The organism is Planktothrix serta PCC 8927 (genome assembly GCF_900010725.2).
Taxonomy (GTDB): Bacteria; Cyanobacteriota; Cyanobacteriia; order Cyanobacteriales; family Microcoleaceae; genus Planktothrix; species Planktothrix serta.
In genome coordinates this window covers 605,673-623,859 of sequence record NZ_LR734877.1, presented here as the reverse complement: position 1 = coordinate 623,859, position 18,187 = coordinate 605,673, and the positions used below count along the sequence as shown (strand labels likewise).

Sequence of the window (18,187 nt, the reverse complement as noted above, 5' to 3'; positions counted from 1 at the left end):
AATGGGTATCTAAAATTCCTCTACCATCCATTCTGAAGATCTAGCCCCTAAGTCGAGGGGAATACTAACGGCTTTTCCTAAACGCGGTTTTTCACGGGTATTGAGAATATAATGTCTAACTTGTTCTGTACTTCCCCAACTATTCAAATAGTCGGCGATCGCATTCAAATGAGCAATATAATCCGCTTCTGTCATTGGAAAAGACAGTTGTTCTAAATATTTCCACATAATTTGTAGGAAGATTTTACCCCGTGTCCGTCGCAGTTGAATATCGTAGGACACACCCCATTTATTTAATAAGAGTTGACGTAGATCTTCTCCTGTCATAGTTAAGATTCACTCCCCAATAATAACAGTTAACCCCCAATTCCTAACCCTCTAGCTAATCCGGGTGTGAGGGGAAATAGGGTGACAATCATTAAAAACAAAACCAATAATCCCCAGGCGGCGCGAGCATCATTAGGTTCTGTTAATTCATTTAAACTGGGACGCTCTAAATTGCGCTGTAAAATTAAAATTACTAAAGCCCAATAGAGTGCTAATGGATTAGTTAAAGAAGCGATCGCTAACACAATAAACGAGGCAATTGTTGAACGTCCGGCTATTTTTCGTCCATAAATTGCCTGCATAATCCGTCCTCCATCTAATTGTCCCGCAGGCATTAAATTTAAGGCGGTAATTACTAATCCAAACCAACCAATTAAGGTAAGAGGATGCACATCAACGCTGGTTTGATGCAATTGTGAACCTAAAATTACCCGTGATATTGTTCCCACTAATACTGACCCTTGAAAAAATTCCGTCGGAACTTTAAATAAACTCCCCGGATGAGATAAAAATAACCCACTGATTAACATCAATAACGATAATCCTCCGCCTGCTGCTGGCCCTGCAAAGGCGACATCAAATAAAACCGTGCGGTTGGGTAAGACGGATTCAAACCGATTGAAGGCTCCAAAGGTTCCGATTTGAACGGTGGGAATAAAAAACGGCCAACTAAACTTAATATTATGTCGTTTTGCCATAATTTGATGAGCGATTTCATGGCTGATTAAAATCGCTAGAAGACCGAAGACGATGGGTAGAATTTCCCCATAACGGTTTAAATTTTCAAAAAAATCGAATCCTAATAAAAGACCTCCGGCTTCAAAAATTGTTCCGATTGTAATTAAGCATAAAATTATCGCTAAAACTTTTTGAGAAATTGAAGTAGTTGGGGGTTCATTGGTGCGGGGAAGCACAATCACAACGGGTTTGCCATCGGGATTATCAACTAAAAATAACCGTAAGCGATCGCCAATTCGTCTTTTTAAATTTGCCGATAATTGTTGATAAGCGGTTTCAGGATCGCTGCGAAGATTTCCTTTAAAAATTACTCCGTCTTGATAGGGAATTGTTTCTGTAGCGAAAAATGTATCGATGCCANCATTTGCTTTTCTCAACTGTTGAACAACTGACTTATATGAAATCCCATTATGAACGCTACAGATGATCCCCCCCAACCCCCCCCTGTAGAGACGTTGCATGCAACGTCTCTACAGGGGGATTTGTAGCAAACATTTAAGGATGGAATATTATAACCCTTAAATTCAGCCAACATTAAAGCTGTATATCCACGTTGATTTTAATCACTAATATTAGTCCCTGACTAAATTAATGATTTAACTGCTGCTTTTATAAAAGTCATTCCCCCTGGTTTTTTTGAAGAATAATTAACCTCAATAAACCTACCCCGTTACCCTTTCAGTCTGGTGGTAATAACTGCCAAACTTTCAATGTATCATCTAAACTCCCGGTAATTAAGGTATAATTCTGAGGATTAAACGCTACATTTACCCAAGCTCGATGTCCTTTAAATGTTCCTCGGAGTCCTCCATTTTTCACGTCCCAAAGTTTAACGGTTCCCGCTAAATCTCCACTGGCTAAGGTATAACCATCGGGACTAAAAGCAACAGATTGAACCTTCTCCCCATGACCCAAAAGAATTTGCTGAGGAGTATTATTAAAATAGCGAGATTCTAATTCCTCGAAATTCCACAATTTAATCGAATGATCCCAACTTCCCGTCGCTAAATTTTGACCATCGGGACTGATAGCAACCGACCAAATTGCCTCAGAATGGGCTTTAAATGTTCTTAATAATTGTCCGGTGTGCCAATTCCAAATATCAACAATACCGTTACTTCCACCACTAACTAACGTTTGATTATCCGCACTAAAAGCCAAGGACTGCACCTCTGTCCCATACCCTTGTAAGGTCATCAAGGTTTGTCCCGTGTAGATATTCCACAGCCGAATTGTTTGGTCACGACTGACACTCGCCACCGTTTCCCCATCGGGACTAATGGTAACCGCATAGACCCATCCTTGATGACCGTAGAGCATCTTTTTCTGACGGCCATTCCACAAATCCCAAACTAAAATAGTTTTATCACCGCTTCCACTTACTAACGTCCGACCATCGTTACTAATTGCTAAGGTTCCCACGGGTTGAGAATGTCCTAACAACGTGTTAATTAATCCTCCAGTATTGGCATCAATAATATTAATTGAACCATCCGTATTTCCATAAACCACAAATTGACCATCGGGACTGACGGCCACTGACCACACTGGGCCCGAATTGTGGGACAGGGTGCGAACGGCCGGAAATTTTTGCGGAATTGGCGGGTCAAAATTCTCGATTTGGGGAGAAGGAATATGAATATCAGGAACCTGATAAATCGGTTCTACGGGTTCGGGGGAAAATTGCGGAAGCGGTTGGGAAAAACGGGAACTCATGAACAAGGATAACAGAGCTAACCCGGCTCCCCCCAAGGCCGTTAAGATCCATTTTTTGGGGGTAACTGGGGTGAGATTAACAGCAATTGGCCCTGATTTTAAATCCTGAATTACCGCCGTCGCCGACTGATAACGTTTTGCGGGGTTGCGTTCAATTAATTGATTCAGAATCCGAGTTAAACGATGACTAATCGGTGTTTTGAGATAGTGATGCCAAACCCAAGAATTGGTTTTAATATCCCATAAATCAAAAGCAGACATCTGAGTTAACAGATGCAAACAAGTTACTCCTAAACTATAGAGATCACTTTTCGTGCTAATTTCGCCTTGAAGTTGTTCCGGTGCGATATATTCCGCCGCAGCTTGTAGGGGATTTCTCCCGGCAAAATCGACTAAAACCAGTTGTTTTTTAGGGGATGAATTCGGAAAAGCAGGGGTTGAAACTAAACGACGAATAATATTTTCAGGTTTAATATCCCCATGCACCCGATCTTTTTTATGAATAAATTCCAGCATGGGGAGAATTGCACTCAGTAAAGCCCAAATTTGCAGTTCCGAAAAAACCCCTTCTTGTTCGAGTTCTTCGGCTAAATTTCGCCCTGGTATATAGTCTTGTACCAGATACCCATAGCCATTTTCTTCAAAGACGGCTAACAGCTTGGGAAGGGCTGGATGTTGACTAATTTGATCTAAGGCTGCTGCATAAAGGCGAAACTCTACACTCGCTTCTGGGGTGGATAGGCCATCATCCAGACATTGTTTAATCACACATCGGGGTTTGGAGGGTTGATCTTCATCAATCGCTAAAAACGTGCGGTTACAATGGCTTTGACCTAAAATTCTGATCACACGATAGCGATGTTTGAGGCGTAGTTCTAATCCACAACTCTGACACAAAACAGCGTGAGTCGGGTTTTGAGGGTTCTGACATTGGGGGTTGATGCAGTAACTCATAACCGGAATTTTTTAGTATATTTTTCTATGATACTTCTTTCCCAAACTTTAGTCGGATTCAGGGGTGGCGATCGCAGATTCTTAAATAAACGCAACATCTTTGAACCGATTTTCCGTCATCAGGAGGATGACGACATCAAGGGTGATCTTAAATTCGGGTGAGTTAAGATAAAGTAGTTTGTGAGATCTAGCTTCCCGTTTCCTGGTTTTGATTTTTCTTTTCTCATTTCTAAAATTTACTACTTACTTATGACTTTAATTCGTATTACTCCTTCTTGGCAACTTCCAGAGAATCAAATTACACCCGAGTCAGGATTTCTGAATCGTCGTCGGTTTATGAAAAGTTTAATTGGGGCGGGATTAACAGCCTCAATTTTACCTTTAACCGGATGTCAATCTTCCTCAAAAGTTAAAAATCAGGATAAATTTTCGGGTCAAGAGATCTCGAATTTTACCCAAAATCCGAATTTTGCTCAAGTTAATCGTCCCGTTACTTCTGAAGATTTAGCCACAAAATATAATAATTTCTATGAGTATGGCGGATCAAAATCAATTTGGCAAGCAGCCCAAGCATTACCGTTAGAAGATTGGAAAGTTGAGGTTTCAGGATTAGTTAAAAATCCGACAACTTATGATTTAGATGATCTTCAGAAAAAATTTCCCTTAGAAGAACGAATTTATCGCTTTCGCTGTGTTGAAGCTTGGGCGATGGTAATTCCCTGGTTAGGGTTTCCGATGCGGGAATTAATGGCGGCGGTTGAACCCAATTCTCAGGCTAAATTTGTCCGGTTTACTTCTTTTTATGATCCTAAAATTACCACCGGGCCAGGATTTTGGGCCAATGGTTATCCTTGGCCTTATACCGAAGGATTAACGATGGCAGAAATGGCGAATGAATTAGCGTTTTTTGCCATAGGAATGTATGGTAAAACGATTTCTAAACAAAATGGTGCTCCTTTGCGAATGGTAACTCCTTGGAAATACGGATTTAAGGGGGCAAAATCGATTGTTAAGATTGAGTTTTTGCAGGAAAAACCCGCCACATTTTGGAATACTTTAGTTCCCGATGAATATGGGTTTCAGGCTAATGTTAACCCCACAAAACCTCACCCTCGATGGTCACAAGCGACAGAACGAATTGTCAGCAATACCCCTAGTTTTTCTTGGGAAAAACAGCCAACTTTACCCTATAATGGTTATGGGGAATATGTCGCTAGTCTTTATTCTTAGAAAATTAACCCGCTTTGTCCAATCAGGGCTGACCCAAAATCCAACACCCATATTTTCCCTATCTTTTTGTCTTACCCATTTCGCCTTCTCCTAGCTGTGCTATCGGCTGGAACAAAGCAGCGCCCAAAAGTCCACTAACGACACTAAAGGCTAGAATTACGCCAACGGGAAGTTGAATGGAGTCGAAGAACAGAAACGTCAGGGAAATGGGTGTAGCATTTTGAACCGCGAGAATTGCGATCGCACTGATCCAGAAGGCGACAATAAAGCTGGTTACAATAGCAGGAGCGTTAGGCATAATTGACGACAACCTGTCAAACTAAAAGAGTTACTTTCCATTGTAATCAACAGATAGAAAAATCCTGACGCTCTGGAAAAAATAGACTTTATGGGTATTTTAATAATGCCGAATACTTCTCTAACACTGATTTCTAATCACAGTTCCCTCTCCACCACCGATCAACCGATGTAGCAAAAATTAAATAAAAAGATAGAAAATATACGGAAATTTATTAAAAATGCGGTATTATCGATCAATCTCAAAATCAGTATTTAAGAAAAATTTAACATTTGACAAAAAAGGGTGTATCACTGAAATAGATTATGGTATAATCTCTAGTTAAACTTGAGTTAAATTACTAATTCAGTTTGTCTAATTACTTGAATTACGCCCATCCTTAATTCAATAAGTATCTCTTATCCAAGTTAGATTCAAAGGAGGTCGTTCTATTACTGCTGTCTATTGGACTAAAACCCAATTTTTACAGACTAAAATCCCCTCCCCCATCACGATAGAAGTTCCCCCTGAATAAGCGTTTAGATCGAGATCAGCAGAGTTTTAATTGATCACTCTCTTGCTGTGCTTTGAGAATTTTTCTCATGAATTTACAAACACAAGCAAAACTAAATTCAATATGACACCCGAATACCAAGGTTTACCCGTCCACGACTGGACTCAAGGAGCCCCTGAAACCCTTGCCTTCTTAACTCAAACTTCCACTTCTGGGTCTATCATACCTGGAGAACCCCAGGATGAAAACCTCAGCCCCAGTTCCCATTCTTCCCAGATGATGGCCCTAATGGCGGTGGAATGGGCTAAACAATATTATTCAATGATTTGGGCAACAAATCAAGCTAATCCATCTCTAGGGTTAGAGTCCCTTAACAAAATTGATATCACAGAATTTGACGAACAGCGCTCTCGAATTGTTTCCCAGCTTTTGCAAATGTTAAATGTGGCGGGAGAAATTGCTTGGAATAAAATTGAAGCGGTACTCGGAGATCATATTCAATCTCATCAAATTCTTTTAAAGTTAATTGAAAAAACCGAAATTATTCAAGATACTTGTCAGTTGTATCGAAAAACAATAGAAGCTTATGCTCAATATGAATATCCTTCACGGTTATCTGTTTTAGTCGGTCGAGACATTATTTCAGTTCGCCGAAAATATTCCAGTATTAATGCCTTATTCCTAGCTGTTTTAGCAATGGAATTTCACTATGTTGGTAGAATTTTATTAGACTGGATTCCTCTAAAATCTCGATCTATCTTTATACTGTATTTTAAAGCTGTAGAAGATTATCTTCATGCGCCTCTAGGAGAAGTTTATGCCTTAGCTGGTACCCATCAAGTGGATTCTGAAGCCTTAATTGCTGTACAGCAATTACTCTCTCAAACCACAACCATTGCTCATACTGTTTATAAACGGGTTTGTCATTTACATCCCGGCTATCGGAGCATGAGTGGTCATTTAGTACATTCGATGGTTTACTATTCTAGTATTCGGGATGTGGAACTGTTTCAAATTTATTTATGTTTATCTGCCTTAGAAGGTAACTTGCGTCCCATTCAAGATGAATTATTCCCCATTTGTGCGATACTATATCCTCGGTTAAATGTTAGTTGGAAGTTGGTACAAGATATGTTAAAATATCTGCTTTGGGAACTTTACCATGTTTTACTTCCAGAAAATTTCAGAGTATTTTTGCCCTATGTTCATGCTTTAACTGAGATGTTTTCTGATCAAGTTGTCTACTAATAAATTCATGTTTTCAACCCTCTTGGAAACGTTCTCTAGGAAATGGGTTAAATACACCGATTTAATAGCGGTTTGGTGTGTGATTGCCTATTCCCTATTTTCTGTTCCCTTGTCATCTGTAGCACTAATTTAAGGGTGGAATATAACCTACGAAATCAAACGCCAAGCAATTAAAGGTTCGACTTTTCCCTTAACAACAATTGGATCACAAGGTTCAACATTTAGTTTGTGATTTAAGGCTTGATACATCGCATCAGAAATAGTAATTTTTCCAGCCGGAGTAATCCCTTCCAAGCGTTTACCTGTATTGACCACATCTCCAATAACAGTGTAAGTTCTGACTTCTTTTCCGCCAAATAATCCTTCAATGACTCCCCCACAATGAACGCTACAACCTGCTCCCAAACTATAGGAATTTAGGCTATTTTTAGCTGCATTTTGCATGGCTTGAGCCGCTTGAATTCCCTGTTGTGGGGTGGCATAAATCGCCATAATTTCATCCCCGGCTAGGCTCATTTTTAAAGGATGATATCGGGCTGCTTCCGGTTCTACAGTTTGATAATAATTGTTTAAAACTTGGGCGACAATATCCGGTTTTGTTTGTTCACACCATTGGGTAAAACCGCGAATATCCATAAATAAAATTGTGCGATCGCATTGTTGAAACGCTAAGGCTTCAGGATTATTTAAAGCAGTTGCTACCATATAACTTCCCATCCCCCATTCTGCCATATTTCCTAATAGTCTAGCCGTTTGTTGAAGTTGATTTCGTTGTTGTGATAATTGAAAAGATTGTAACCCCAAAAGTAACCCAATTAAAATCAGACTGAATGTCAAAAATGAATGGGTTTTACTTTGAAGAAAATTCAAAAATGTTCGCCAATATAATCGATCAGAATCCCAAGGAATTTCAACGACAATATAAAAGGCAATAATCATTAAAGTTCGGGTGATACTTTCCAAAGGAAAGAATAACCAATCTGCTTTAAATTGGCTATGAAATCTTAATCCTTGAAGCGTAGCAATTAGAAAAGAAAAAATTAAAAATACTAGATGGATAGGCTCTTTAAAAAACTCTAATCCATCAATAGGTAAATCCATTCCTGTGTACAAACCAACACCGACTAAATTCCCCCAAAATCGATTAGATCGGGGGCGAGAAAGAACCCATGCTTGGATTAACATGGCTAGAATCAAAAAATATTCTGTTGGGTTAGTTAAATATTCAATCCAACTTTTAGAAATAATAGTAGACAGACTTTTTAAGATTAAAAAATAACCACTATTACTCAAAAGTTCACCCCAGAAAGCACTCCAAGGATTTCCTTTAAATCGAGATTCTAACAGGGGTTTTAGCGAATCAGATGAAGTATACATGAGTTCATAATTCAATGCTAATATCAGTTTTGAGGTTTATTGTTTTAGACTGGCATATACCTATTAAATTAAATAGGTTTAGAGTTTAATTTAGAGGGATAAAAGTACCCACTTTTGTCGATTAAATCGGTTTTTATGTCAGTTATATTCACATCAATAATATATTTTTTCTTGACTGTGAATAGTGATTGTATTAATCCTCAGCACCCGAACTGTAAATAGTTCTGTTAGAAAAGCTACACTTTGTATAGTAGCACACTTTTTGATGCTTGATATCAGTCATTAATTTCCGAACTCAATTCCCACTGATTCCAACTGGAATTAACTAGGTTTGACTAAAATTATATTTCCTTCTACTTTAGCAAGATAAGGTTTTAATCCTTGATCAGCAGGCCCTTTAATCACTTGACCATCTGGCGTAAATTGGGAAGCATGACAAGGACAGCCAAATTCTTTTTTACTGGCTTCCCATTCCACGACACAATCTAAATGAGGACAATTAGGATTAACCGCATAAACTTCTTCTGTATTTTTAGGATTACGAATAATTAAAGCCGGAAGTTGGGAATTTAAAATAGATCCCTTTTCATCGAGTTCTTGAATCGTTCCTACGGGGATAAAACCATCAGGACGAGTAGCAATATTAGCAGTATTTTTAGAGTTAGAACAAGCCGCTAAAGCAACGGGAAAAAAACTAGCTAAACTTCCGACACCCACCCAAGCTAAAAAAGTTCGACGGTTCATAATTAACTCAGAAATTTTAGGAATAAATTCTTACTATTATGTAGAGACGTTTCTGGCAACATCTCTACATAACTAAAATAAAAAATAGAGTAATAAACAACAGTTTAAACAACTAAGCAACACTTAAGAAAAGATTTTCAGCCGTATTACACTCAGGACAGTTTGTAAAGCCTAAAGCATTGGTTGTAAAACCACATTCAGGACAGACATAAAACGTCATTTTAGCTTGTTGCCAATCGGCTAAATTATCCTTAGCTAGGGTATAGAAATTAGCGTGTTGTTTTTCAGCATCTACCGCATAAGTAAAGGTGACAACTGCATCTTTATTGCCTTCAGCACGCGCTTGTTCAATAAATTGCGGATACATTGTATCTCGTTCATAGGACTCTCCCTTAATTGCTTCTTGCAAATTTTCAGCCGTCGATTTTACGCTGGGAGTTTCAATTTTAGCTTCTGGTGTCGCCCCTAATTTACGAATGACTGCGGCATGATTAGCAGCATGAATCGCTTCTGCATCACTCGCCGCTTGAAATAAGGTAGCAACTTGCTGATACCCTTCATCCTTTGCTTGTTTAGCAAAAGCTACATAACGAGCATGAGCATTCGATTCACCATTATAAGCAGCTTGTAAATTTTTCAGGGTGACGGATTCGCTGTTCGCCACAGGATTAACAGAGGTTGCTGCTTCTGGTGTCGCTGGAATATTTGTGGCGGTGGGTTGATTGGGATTACAACCAACTAAACTTAACCCACTTAAAAGCGTAACGGTGACTAAACTGGCTGTTTGGCGAAATAGGGGACGAAATTTTAAGGAATAGTTCATAAGATGAGGTTTCCTGGCTCAGTATTGAACAGATAACTGTTTTGTTACTGACATTAAAGGTAAACCTAAAAAGTGACAATCTCGTGACTTAACGGGTCTTGACTAAAATTATATTTGCTTCTACTTTAGTAAGATAAGCTTTTAACCCTTGATGAGCAGGGCCTTTCATTAGTTGACCGTCTGCTCTAAATTGAGAACCGTGACAAGGACATATAAATTCTTCTTTATTAGCTTTCCATTTCACAATACAACCTGCATGGGGACAAGTCGGATTAAAGGCAGAAATATCTGGGGAATTTTTAGAATTATGAATAATTAAAGCGGGAAGTTGAGAATTAAAAATAGATCCCTTTTTATCCAGTTCTTGAATTGTCCCTACAGGAATAAAACCATCAGGACGAGGGGAGGAATTAGTAGCATCTTTCGGGCTAGAACAAAGTGCTAAAGCCATAGGAAAGAAACTGGCTAAACTTCCGACACCCACCCAAGTTAAAAAGGTTCGACGGTTCATAATCGACTCAGAGATTTTATCAATCAATCCTTGTTAAGATCTTTCAGCCTAGGGAAAATCAGGGTTTTGCATGAAAATGAAACAGGAAAAAGTATTAATCCTGTTCCCTATTCCCTATTCCCTGTTCCCTGTTCCCTGTTCCCTGTTCCCTGTTCCCTGTTCCCTACTCTACAAAACAGTTTAAACCATTCAACCACACTCAAGGTTAATGTGCTAATTTTTGAATGGGTTCCCACTGGGAAATATCTTGCAATAACGCTTCATATCCGATGACATTGGGATGTAAACCATCGCAACATAACCGAGGTTTCCACCAATGTTCCCCTCGATTTAACCAAATTTCAAATAAATCCAAATAGGGGATATTCCGTTCTAAACAGGCGAGACGAGTGGCTTCTTTGTACCGAAATTGATCCGCTAAGGTATAGTATAAACAGCCTTGAAAGGGCATTTTTCCTTCATCAACAGGAACCATTCCCACAAACAAGACATTACACAGCCGTTGGGCTTGGTCTAACATACCGTGTAAGGCGGTTTCAAAGTCATTAAATTCGGTGTAATTGCGACCTTGAAAAGATTGAACCCGCGCCGAATCATTTAATCCCACAGAAAAAATACTAGCGTCCGGTAAACGGTTTCGCAATTCTCCCCGATGGCGAAATTCCTGTTCTAAGCGATCGCGGACTTGAATCACTCGATTTCCCCGCACGCCTAAATTATAAAGGATTGGCCCGACTGTATCCGGTGACATCCATTGACGCCGCAGTCTTTCAACCCAACCCCCTCCTTCAGGATCACCAAATCCATAGACGAGACTATCCCCCAAAACCACGACTTTCAGAGGTTGACGTTGGGTAACAACGGATAAATTGATTAGGGTTGGATTTAGCGCTGCTTGCATAGGGCTTGAAAATCCTAATTTATGGACGGTATGCCTAGAAGAATAGTTATTTTTTCCTAAAGGCTGTTCATAAAACTTAACACCTCCGCGAGCGTTTGACTAGATTCCTCTGCTACATTTTGCAATTTTTTTATCCAGAGGCCCTTACTTACCGATTCCCATACCCCAGTTGACAGGTTAACAGGTTAACAAACAGGCAAGATGCCTGTTCCACAGACTTGATACCGGATATCCTGGGTTTTGGTACAATAGAAGCAACTCTAGGGCCAGGAAATCATAACTTCATGCAAAAGCGTTCAACGATTGACTCTATAGAACTTACCCGTCGCGCTGCTGATCTCGTTAGCGCTGCGTCTAATCGCTATCGGATTACAGTACAAGTAGCAAATCGAGCAAAACGGTGTCGGTATGAAGACTTTGATAGCGGGGATGAGAATACCATCAAACCTGTTTTACGCGCAATTATTGAAATGTCCGATGAACTGACCCAACCGGAAATTATTGCAGATCGTTAAACCGAGGGTCTAAGCTCCGGTATCGGTGTTGTGCTATTAGTAGGAGCGGGTTCACTCAACAGCCTACTAATAGTGTAAAGATCTTACAGAACCCACCCCTACAATGCTATGTCTAAATCTCGGAAACCTCAAAAACAACGAGGGTTAAGTTTTCTGTTAGTGGCTTTGAGTATCACCCTATTAATTGTTTTGGGTGGTTTTTTTGATAGTTTTGAAATCCAGGGACTCGCCCAAACTCCCCCTGAACAAATACCCTCCACATCAGGACGGGTGAGAGTCTCGGAAGTTTGGAAAAAAGTTTATGAACAGTTACCAAATTTACCCCCAGAAAATCAATATATTTCCCAAGAAACCGGAAAAGTTGCGGAGGACAATACTTTAATTAGTCGGTTAATTCGCTATCACGTTTATGTTAAAGCTCGACCTACCCAATATCGTTTAGATTGGAAACTTACCCTAGCTGATTATTTAGGGGTAAATGAACCGATGTTAGTGTTAAATTATCCGGGTCAAGAAGCACTCAAAGAAAATCCTTTAGAACGAGATCAAAAAGCAATTCAACAGTTAAATAGAACCCAACGGGATGCTTTAGTAAATACATTAGTTAGTTTATTTAATCCTAATGCGGCTAATATTCAAAACAGAACTATTCCTAAACCCAATTCTTCATCAACACCCCCTAAAACTCCTCCCGGTCTAACCCCTCTTCCTCAGTCGGGGGATGCGGACTTATTGAAATAACGGGTAAAACGTGGAAAGAATTCTAAAAACGGGAACGGGATGGCGTTTAGGTTGGAACCCCGAAGCAACGGAATTTCAAGGGTTAGTCGGGGGCGAAACCTGGGCGATGGAATTGACCGCAGCAGAGTTAGATGATTTTTGTCGGCTGTTGGGTCAATTGGCCGAGACGATGACCCAAATGGCCGGGGAGTTGATGGATGAAGAAAAAATAGCCTGTGAAGCCGAAAGTGATCGGCTGTGGATGCAGGTGGAAGGCTATCCTAATGCTTATACTGTGCAGTTAATCTTGAATACGGGACGTCGGGCGGAGGGGAGTTGGCCCGTGGAAGTCGTGGCGGAATTGGTACAAGCCACAAAAACTTTTAAAATTTTTTAAAAAAGGCTTGACAAATTGATGTTAACGATGCTACATTGGTTAATTGTGTCGGGGCGTAGCGCAGCTTGGTAGCGCACCACTTTGGGGTAGTGGGGGTCGTGGGTTCGAATCCCGCCGCTCCGATTCTAAGTCGGTAACTATTTTATTTTAATTTGTAGTGACAGATTGTTGTCAGTTTGACAAATTATTAATTGAGCAGAAAGGATTCCATACTAGGAGTCCTTTTTTTTTATAAGAGCGATCGCTTCAAATGGTAGAGTTTGAGATGGAAAGTGCGATCGCTTCCTTCTTTATGGTTAGATCAAATCTATCAACAGCTACCTAGAGGAGATAGTATAATGAGAGAGATTCTTGGAGATGCTAAAACAATTTGCCAGCTTTTGAAGGGGAATAAATACTCCATTGACTATTACCAAAGAGAATACAAATGGGAAACCAAACAAATTCAAGAGCTTTTGCAAGATTTAACAGGCAAATTTCTATCTGACTTCGAGTCAAGCCACGAACGCCAAGCCGTTGCAAATTATGGTCATTATTTCTTAGGTTCGATTATTATTAGCAATAAGGAAAATAAGAAATTTATTATCGATGGTCAGCAACGTTTAACTAGCTTATCTTTATTGCTAATTTTTCTATATAACTTACAAAAAGAACGCCTTGACCAAGTTAAAATAGACGATTTAATTTTTTCAGAAAAGTTTGCTAAAAAATCCTTTAACTTGGATGTTGAAGAGCGCAATTCTTGTATGGAAGCACTCTTTACCCAAACTCCTTTTGATGATACAGATAAACCAGAATCAGTCAAAAATATTATTGATCGTTACCAAGATATTAAAGAAAATTTTCCAGAGGATTTAACAGGAGACGCTTTACCCTATTTTATTGATTGGTTAATAGAGAATGTTCATATTGTTGAGATTACCGCTTACTCAGATGAGGATGCTTATACTGTTTTTGAAACAATGAATGATCGCGGGCTATCTCTGACACCAACAGATATGCTTAAGGGATTCTTGCTGGCAAATATTAATGATGAAAGCAAGAAGGTACAAGCCAATCAGCTTTGGAAACAACAAGTTAATGCTTTGCTTGAATTGGGAAAAGAGGAAGAAACTGATGCTATTAAAACTTGGCTTCGCAGTCAGTACGCCCAAACAATTAGAGATCGGAAAAAAGGTGCTGTTCCTGGGGATTTTGACCGCATTGGTACTGAATTTCATCGGTGGTTACGGGACAATAGACAGAAAATTGGGCTTATTAATAGTCCTGACTTTATACGCTTTATTGAGCGAGATTTTGCATTTTATACCCGTCAGTATCTTGAGTTGCGAAAAGCATCAGTATCTTTGACATCAGGGTTAGAAGAAGTTTTTTACAATAGCCAGCATGGTTTTACTTTGCAATATCCGTTACTACTTGCGCCTCTAAATCCTGACGATGAACCCCAAGTTGTTAATCAAAAAATTCGCTTAGTGGCAAGTTTTGTGGATATTCTACTTGCTCGTAGGTTATGGAACTTCCGCAACATTACTTACAATACAATGCAGTATGCCATGTTTGTAGTTATGCGGGATATTCAGGGAAAAAGCCCTATTGAACTGGCAGCTATTCTGCATCAAAAGCTCGATGAACAAACAGAAGTATTTGCTTCTAATGACAGGTTGAGACTGCATCAGCAAAACTACAACGCGATTAAACAGTTTCTTGCCCGAATAACTGACCATTTAGAAAGACAATCGGCAATAGCTTCACGTTACAGCGAATACATATCGAGTGGCCATAATCGCTATGAAATAGAGCATATTTGGGCAAATAAGCCTGAACGTCATGCCGATGAGTTTTCTAGTAAGGAAGATTTCTTTGAGTATCGCAACCGCATTGGGGGTTTGTTGTTGCTACCGAAGTCTTTTAATGCTAGTTATGGTGATTTACCTTACGCTGAAAAATTACCCCACTATTACGGTCAGAATATTTTAGCTCAATCCCTAAATCCTCAATGTTACGACCATAACCCCGGCTTCTTGGCCTATAAGCAACGGAGTAATTTACCTTTTCAGCCGTATGAGGAATTTAAAAAGGCAGATTTGGAAGCGCGTCAGAAGCTATATCAGAAAATTGCTGAGGAAATTTGGAACCCAGAACGTCTGATAAGATTGATTGAATCTTAATTTTAGGGAGGAGATTGTAGCATGAAGCGTTGTTAGCTATTCCTGTTCCTAAGTAGTAAGCCCTTTAGGGCTAAATTATCCTGTAATGGTAATGGTGCGTGCGCTTTCAGCTTACACACCCTACAACTAAATTATTCACCCTGAAAAATTTGCTGTGCTGTTAAAGTTAATTCTGGAAAAACTACTGACTCAATTCTTTGATCTTCCCGAAATAGCTTAATTTGATACTCACCCTCTATTAACTGATAAACCGATAAAGTTGGCTGTTTGGGAGAACCAATATAACGACTCCCTCCTAACCCTAAATAATCGATAATCCAATATTCAGGAATACCTAAAGCTTCATAATCAATCATTTTATGGGCATAATCATCCCGCCAATTTGTGCTAACGACTTCAATCACTAATTTAACTATAGCAGGGAACAGGGAACAGGGAACAGGGAACAGGGAACAGGGAACAAGGATGATTTAATTCAATTGATAAAAATCACCAGGTTTTGAATTTTAGGGGTTGCTCCCCAATATCTAATGCAGCTAACAGCCAACAGCCAACTGTTAACTGTCAAGATGAATTTGTTAATTAACAAGTGCGCCCTACTGGAATCGAACCAGTCTGAAGGCGAATTATGAGTTCGCTGCCTCCCCAATCGGCCAAGGGCACTTGCAACCCTATAATACCATACCCCCAGTCAAGATTGTTAATTCGGCTTAAATTTTCAGTTGACTGTGTAGGTGATAGCATATCCTCTAGGCATTAGCCGTTAAAATAGCGAGTTAGATCATATCTAAATTTTGAGATGGGACTAAATTCAACTGTTGTTCTGACTGTCGTTTTACTGACCATGATGTTTGGGGCTGGCTTTACCAGTGCTGTTTGGGGTTATGGTCTAGGTCGTTCTGCCTTGAAAGAAATTACGCAACCGGATGTGCGTCCGAATAATTTAGCTAATAAAAATAAAAATGGCACCCGCCATGACGGGGTGACTTTACTGCAAGAAAAGGATATCTTGGCAACGGTCAAGAAACGCATGGAAGGGAAAGATACAGAAGTGGCGAGCGCCTCTAGCAAAGATGTCAAGAAGCCAACCTCTGCTCAAGCCCAGAAGCCGAAGACTGAAAGTTCTACCTCAGCATCAGCAAATAATAAATCGGTGTTTCCCATTGTCAGCCGCGATGGGGGGGTGAGTTTAGAAGTGGTGGAAACAACTCGCCAAGGCAATTCTTTAGTTTTAAACGTGAATTTGAAAAATGAAAGCCAACAGTCTGTTCGTTTTCTCTATAGTTTTTTAAATGTTACGGATGATAAGGGTCGGGCTTTGAGCGCCAGTGTGGAAGAATTACCGGGTCAATTACCACCGAATAGCAAAGTCTATGGGGGAACAGTTACGATTCCGACAGCATTAGTGGAAAATTCTAAAGAATTGACCATGAGTTTAACCGATTATCCTGACCAAAAAATGCAGTTACAGATGTCGGGAATTCCAGTGGCTCAATAGACTTCTGGATTTTCTGAAAAGGTGATTCATGACACTCACGATTCAAGATGTACTGTGGCGATTGTTCTCAGTGCTATTTCTCATTACAATTAATGCTTTTTTTGTTACAGCCGAATTCTCTATGGTTTCGGTTAGGCGATCGCGGATTAATCAACTGGTTGATGAAGGAGATGCTCCGGCGCGAAGTGTTCAGCAATTGCAACGACGGATTGATTTATTTCTTTCCACGACTCAGTTAGGGATTACTCTTTCGAGTTTAGCATTAGGCTGGATTGGAGAAGCCACGGTAGCAATGACGTTAAAGGATATCCTAACTCCTTTACCCCTCCCGGCGGCGTTTCAGGAAACGATCGCGCATTCTTTAGTCATCCCGATTTTTGCCTTTTTCTTAATTGCTTATCTGCAAATTGTTCTAGGAGAATTATACCCTAAGTCTTTGGCGTTAGTTTATCCTGAACAGTTATCTCGGTTTCTAGCTCCTCCGAGTTTAGCGATCGCACGTTTTTTTAAACCGTTTGTTTGGAGTTTAAATCAATCTACCCGGTGGTTATTGCAATTGTGTGGAATTCAGTTTACGGGACAACCCTATACTAGAGTTACACCAGAGGAATTGCAATTAATTATTACCACATCCAGTGAATCCATTGGGTTAGAAGCGGAAGAACGACAATTATTAAATAATGTGTTTGAATTTGGGGATGTGATCGCAGAAGAAATTATGGTTCCTCGTACCAGTATTGTTGCGATTCCCAGTGACGCTACTTTTCAAATCTTGCTGAATGAAATGACGAGTTCAGAGCACTCCTGTTATCCGATTATGGGGGAATCTTTAGATGATATTCTGGGAACGATTGATTTTCGAGATCTAGCACGACCCTTAGCCGATGGGATACTCTCTCAAGTCAGTTTAATTCAACCTTGGGTACGTCCGGCTCGATTTGTTTCGGAACAAATGCCTTTGAATGAGTTATTATCTTTGATGCAGCGATCGCAGTTACAATTAGTGATTGTTGTTGATGAATTTGGCGGAACCGCCGGATTAGTCACGATTCAAGATTTGATTGCTGAAATTATTGGGGATCATTCTGATTTAACGGAAGAGGAAGATATTACGGTTCAATTTGTCGATGAACATACCTTTTTAGTGCAAGCGCAATTAGACTTGGAAGAATTAAATGAACGTTTAGATTTAAACTTACCGTTAACTGAAGAATATCAAACATTAGGAGGATTTTTAATTTATCAACTCCAAAAAATTCCTTCCGTTGGCGAAACGTTCCGTTATCATCATCTGGAGTTTGCTATTCTCTCAACAGATGGCCCCCGTTTAGATCAGATTGAAATTCGGATTCTTGAACCAGAAACCCTCGAAAACCCTTCGGAAATCCTCACTCAAACGGAAGTCTCCGAACCCCAGGATATTCCTAAAGCTTCTGAAATATCTGAGTTAAATTATCCCGCTTCTGAAGAAGAATAATTAAAGTATAGGGAACAGGGAACAGGGAATAGTAAGTTAAAACAAGAGCTAA

At 39.7% G+C, this 18,187-nt stretch carries 16 protein-coding genes, 2 tRNA genes and 2 pseudogenes; 9 read left to right on the top strand and 11 right to left on the bottom strand.

What is annotated here, in order from left to right; all coding sequences use genetic code 11:
• Positions 1–9 precede the first annotated feature (9 nt).
• From PL8927_RS19425 to PL8927_RS19415, 3 genes and pseudogenes are all read right to left on the bottom strand, one after another.
• Positions 10–327, bottom strand: a complete 318-nt coding sequence (locus tag PL8927_RS19425; protein ID WP_083624863.1) for a DUF3067 family protein — start codon at positions 325–327, stop codon at positions 10–12.
• A 29-nt stretch (positions 328–356) separates the two neighbouring features.
• A pseudogene (locus PL8927_RS19420) lies at positions 357–1,424 on the bottom strand (site-2 protease family protein); the annotation flags it as partial.
• A 319-nt stretch (positions 1,425–1,743) separates the two neighbouring features.
• Positions 1,744–3,735, bottom strand: a complete 1,992-nt coding sequence (locus PL8927_RS19415; protein ID WP_083624862.1) for a serine/threonine-protein kinase — start codon at positions 3,733–3,735, stop codon at positions 1,744–1,746.
• A gap of 249 nt (positions 3,736–3,984) precedes the next feature.
• Here PL8927_RS19415 and msrP point away from each other — a divergent pair, with 249 nt between their 5' ends.
• Positions 3,985–4,965, top strand: a complete 981-nt coding sequence (msrP, locus tag PL8927_RS19410) for a protein-methionine-sulfoxide reductase catalytic subunit MsrP (RefSeq protein WP_083624861.1) — start codon at positions 3,985–3,987, stop codon at positions 4,963–4,965.
• A 58-nt stretch (positions 4,966–5,023) separates the two neighbouring features.
• Here the strand turns inward: msrP and PL8927_RS19405 are convergent, their stop codons facing one another.
• On the bottom strand, positions 5,024–5,263 hold the full coding sequence (locus PL8927_RS19405) for a LapA family protein (RefSeq protein ID WP_083624860.1): 240 nt from the start codon (positions 5,261–5,263) through the stop codon (positions 5,024–5,026).
• Positions 5,264–5,879: 616 nt separating this feature from the next.
• On the opposite strand from PL8927_RS19405, the gene PL8927_RS19400 reads away from it, so the two are divergent.
• Positions 5,880–7,004 (top strand): hypothetical protein, encoded by a 1,125-nt coding sequence (locus tag PL8927_RS19400; protein WP_083624859.1) that lies wholly within the window; start codon positions 5,880–5,882, stop codon positions 7,002–7,004.
• Between the two features lie 147 nt (positions 7,005–7,151).
• On the opposite strand, the gene PL8927_RS19395 is transcribed toward PL8927_RS19400, so the two are convergent.
• The 5 genes from PL8927_RS19395 to PL8927_RS19375 all read right to left on the bottom strand — a co-directional run bounded on the left by PL8927_RS19395 (position 7,152) and on the right by PL8927_RS19375 (position 11,360).
• Positions 7,152–8,381, bottom strand: coding sequence for an adenylate/guanylate cyclase domain-containing protein (locus PL8927_RS19395; RefSeq protein ID WP_083624858.1), 1,230 nt, complete (start codon positions 8,379–8,381; stop codon positions 7,152–7,154).
• A 321-nt stretch (positions 8,382–8,702) separates the two neighbouring features.
• Complete coding sequence (locus PL8927_RS19390) at positions 8,703–9,125, bottom strand: QcrA and Rieske domain-containing protein (RefSeq protein ID WP_083624857.1); 423 nt, start codon at positions 9,123–9,125, stop codon at positions 8,703–8,705.
• 112 nt (positions 9,126–9,237) lie between these two features.
• Positions 9,238–9,948, bottom strand: coding sequence for a rubrerythrin family protein (locus PL8927_RS19385; RefSeq protein WP_083624856.1), 711 nt, complete (start codon positions 9,946–9,948; stop codon positions 9,238–9,240).
• Positions 9,949–10,036: 88 nt separating this feature from the next.
• Positions 10,037–10,459, bottom strand: a complete 423-nt coding sequence (locus PL8927_RS19380; protein WP_083624855.1) for a QcrA and Rieske domain-containing protein — start codon at positions 10,457–10,459, stop codon at positions 10,037–10,039.
• Positions 10,460–10,664: 205 nt separating this feature from the next.
• A complete protein-coding gene (locus PL8927_RS19375; RefSeq protein WP_083624854.1) occupies positions 10,665–11,360 on the bottom strand; it encodes a GDSL-type esterase/lipase family protein in 696 nt (231 codons plus the stop codon).
• A 284-nt stretch (positions 11,361–11,644) separates the two neighbouring features.
• On the opposite strand from PL8927_RS19375, the gene PL8927_RS19370 reads away from it, so the two are divergent.
• From PL8927_RS19370 to PL8927_RS19350, 5 genes are all read left to right on the top strand, one after another.
• Complete coding sequence (locus PL8927_RS19370) at positions 11,645–11,875, top strand: DNA-directed RNA polymerase subunit omega (RefSeq protein ID WP_083624853.1); 231 nt, start codon at positions 11,645–11,647, stop codon at positions 11,873–11,875.
• A gap of 108 nt (positions 11,876–11,983) precedes the next feature.
• Positions 11,984–12,616 (top strand): hypothetical protein, encoded by a 633-nt coding sequence (locus PL8927_RS19365; RefSeq protein WP_083624852.1) that lies wholly within the window; start codon positions 11,984–11,986, stop codon positions 12,614–12,616.
• A gap of 10 nt (positions 12,617–12,626) precedes the next feature.
• Positions 12,627–12,992, top strand: coding sequence for a DUF1818 family protein (locus PL8927_RS19360; RefSeq protein WP_083624851.1), 366 nt, complete (start codon positions 12,627–12,629; stop codon positions 12,990–12,992).
• A gap of 49 nt (positions 12,993–13,041) precedes the next feature.
• Positions 13,042–13,115, top strand: a tRNA-Pro gene (locus tag PL8927_RS19355).
• 215 nt (positions 13,116–13,330) lie between these two features.
• Positions 13,331–15,160 (top strand): DUF262 domain-containing protein, encoded by a 1,830-nt coding sequence (locus PL8927_RS19350; protein WP_083624850.1) that lies wholly within the window; start codon positions 13,331–13,333, stop codon positions 15,158–15,160.
• A gap of 131 nt (positions 15,161–15,291) precedes the next feature.
• On the opposite strand, the pseudogene PL8927_RS19345 reads toward PL8927_RS19350, so the two are convergent.
• Positions 15,292–15,573: pseudogene (locus tag PL8927_RS19345) on the bottom strand (Uma2 family endonuclease); the annotation flags it as partial.
• A 177-nt stretch (positions 15,574–15,750) separates the two neighbouring features.
• Positions 15,751–15,823: transfer RNA gene (locus tag PL8927_RS19340), tRNA-Ile, on the bottom strand.
• A gap of 136 nt (positions 15,824–15,959) precedes the next feature.
• Here PL8927_RS19340 and PL8927_RS19335 point away from each other — a divergent pair.
• Together PL8927_RS19335 and PL8927_RS19330 are read left to right on the top strand one after the other, a co-directional pair.
• On the top strand, positions 15,960–16,658 hold the full coding sequence (locus PL8927_RS19335) for a hypothetical protein (RefSeq protein ID WP_083624849.1): 699 nt from the start codon (positions 15,960–15,962) through the stop codon (positions 16,656–16,658).
• A 28-nt stretch (positions 16,659–16,686) separates the two neighbouring features.
• A complete protein-coding gene (locus PL8927_RS19330; protein ID WP_083624848.1) occupies positions 16,687–18,135 on the top strand; it encodes a hemolysin family protein in 1,449 nt (482 codons plus the stop codon).
• Positions 18,136–18,187 lie beyond the last annotated feature (52 nt).

What these genes read in the sequence shown, in the direction of transcription:
- PL8927_RS19370 (WP_083624853.1), top strand. Translation starts at nt 11,645, where the DNA reads ATGCAAAAGCGTTCAACGATTGACTCTATAGAACTTACCCGTCGCGCT.
- PL8927_RS19390 (WP_083624857.1), bottom strand. Translation starts at nt 9,125, where the DNA reads ATGAACCGTCGAACTTTTTTAGCTTGGGTGGGTGTCGGAAGTTTAGCT.
- PL8927_RS19335 (WP_083624849.1), top strand. Translation starts at nt 15,960, where the DNA reads ATGGGACTAAATTCAACTGTTGTTCTGACTGTCGTTTTACTGACCATG.
- PL8927_RS19395 (WP_083624858.1), bottom strand. Translation starts at nt 8,381, where the DNA reads ATGTATACTTCATCTGATTCGCTAAAACCCCTGTTAGAATCTCGATTT.
- PL8927_RS19415 (WP_083624862.1), bottom strand. Translation starts at nt 3,735, where the DNA reads ATGAGTTACTGCATCAACCCCCAATGTCAGAACCCTCAAAACCCGACT.
- PL8927_RS19400 (WP_083624859.1), top strand. Translation starts at nt 5,880, where the DNA reads ATGACACCCGAATACCAAGGTTTACCCGTCCACGACTGGACTCAAGGA.
- PL8927_RS19330 (WP_083624848.1), top strand. Translation starts at nt 16,687, where the DNA reads ATGACACTCACGATTCAAGATGTACTGTGGCGATTGTTCTCAGTGCTA.
- PL8927_RS19380 (WP_083624855.1), bottom strand. Translation starts at nt 10,459, where the DNA reads ATGAACCGTCGAACCTTTTTAACTTGGGTGGGTGTCGGAAGTTTAGCC.
- PL8927_RS19425 (WP_083624863.1), bottom strand. Translation starts at nt 327, where the DNA reads ATGACAGGAGAAGATCTACGTCAACTCTTATTAAATAAATGGGGTGTG.
- PL8927_RS19375 (WP_083624854.1), bottom strand. Translation starts at nt 11,360, where the DNA reads ATGCAAGCAGCGCTAAATCCAACCCTAATCAATTTATCCGTTGTTACC.
- PL8927_RS19385 (WP_083624856.1), bottom strand. Translation starts at nt 9,948, where the DNA reads ATGAACTATTCCTTAAAATTTCGTCCCCTATTTCGCCAAACAGCCAGT.
- PL8927_RS19405 (WP_083624860.1), bottom strand. Translation starts at nt 5,263, where the DNA reads ATGCCTAACGCTCCTGCTATTGTAACCAGCTTTATTGTCGCCTTCTGG.
- msrP (WP_083624861.1), top strand. Translation starts at nt 3,985, where the DNA reads ATGACTTTAATTCGTATTACTCCTTCTTGGCAACTTCCAGAGAATCAA.
- PL8927_RS19365 (WP_083624852.1), top strand. Translation starts at nt 11,984, where the DNA reads ATGTCTAAATCTCGGAAACCTCAAAAACAACGAGGGTTAAGTTTTCTG.
- PL8927_RS19350 (WP_083624850.1), top strand. Translation starts at nt 13,331, where the DNA reads ATGAGAGAGATTCTTGGAGATGCTAAAACAATTTGCCAGCTTTTGAAG.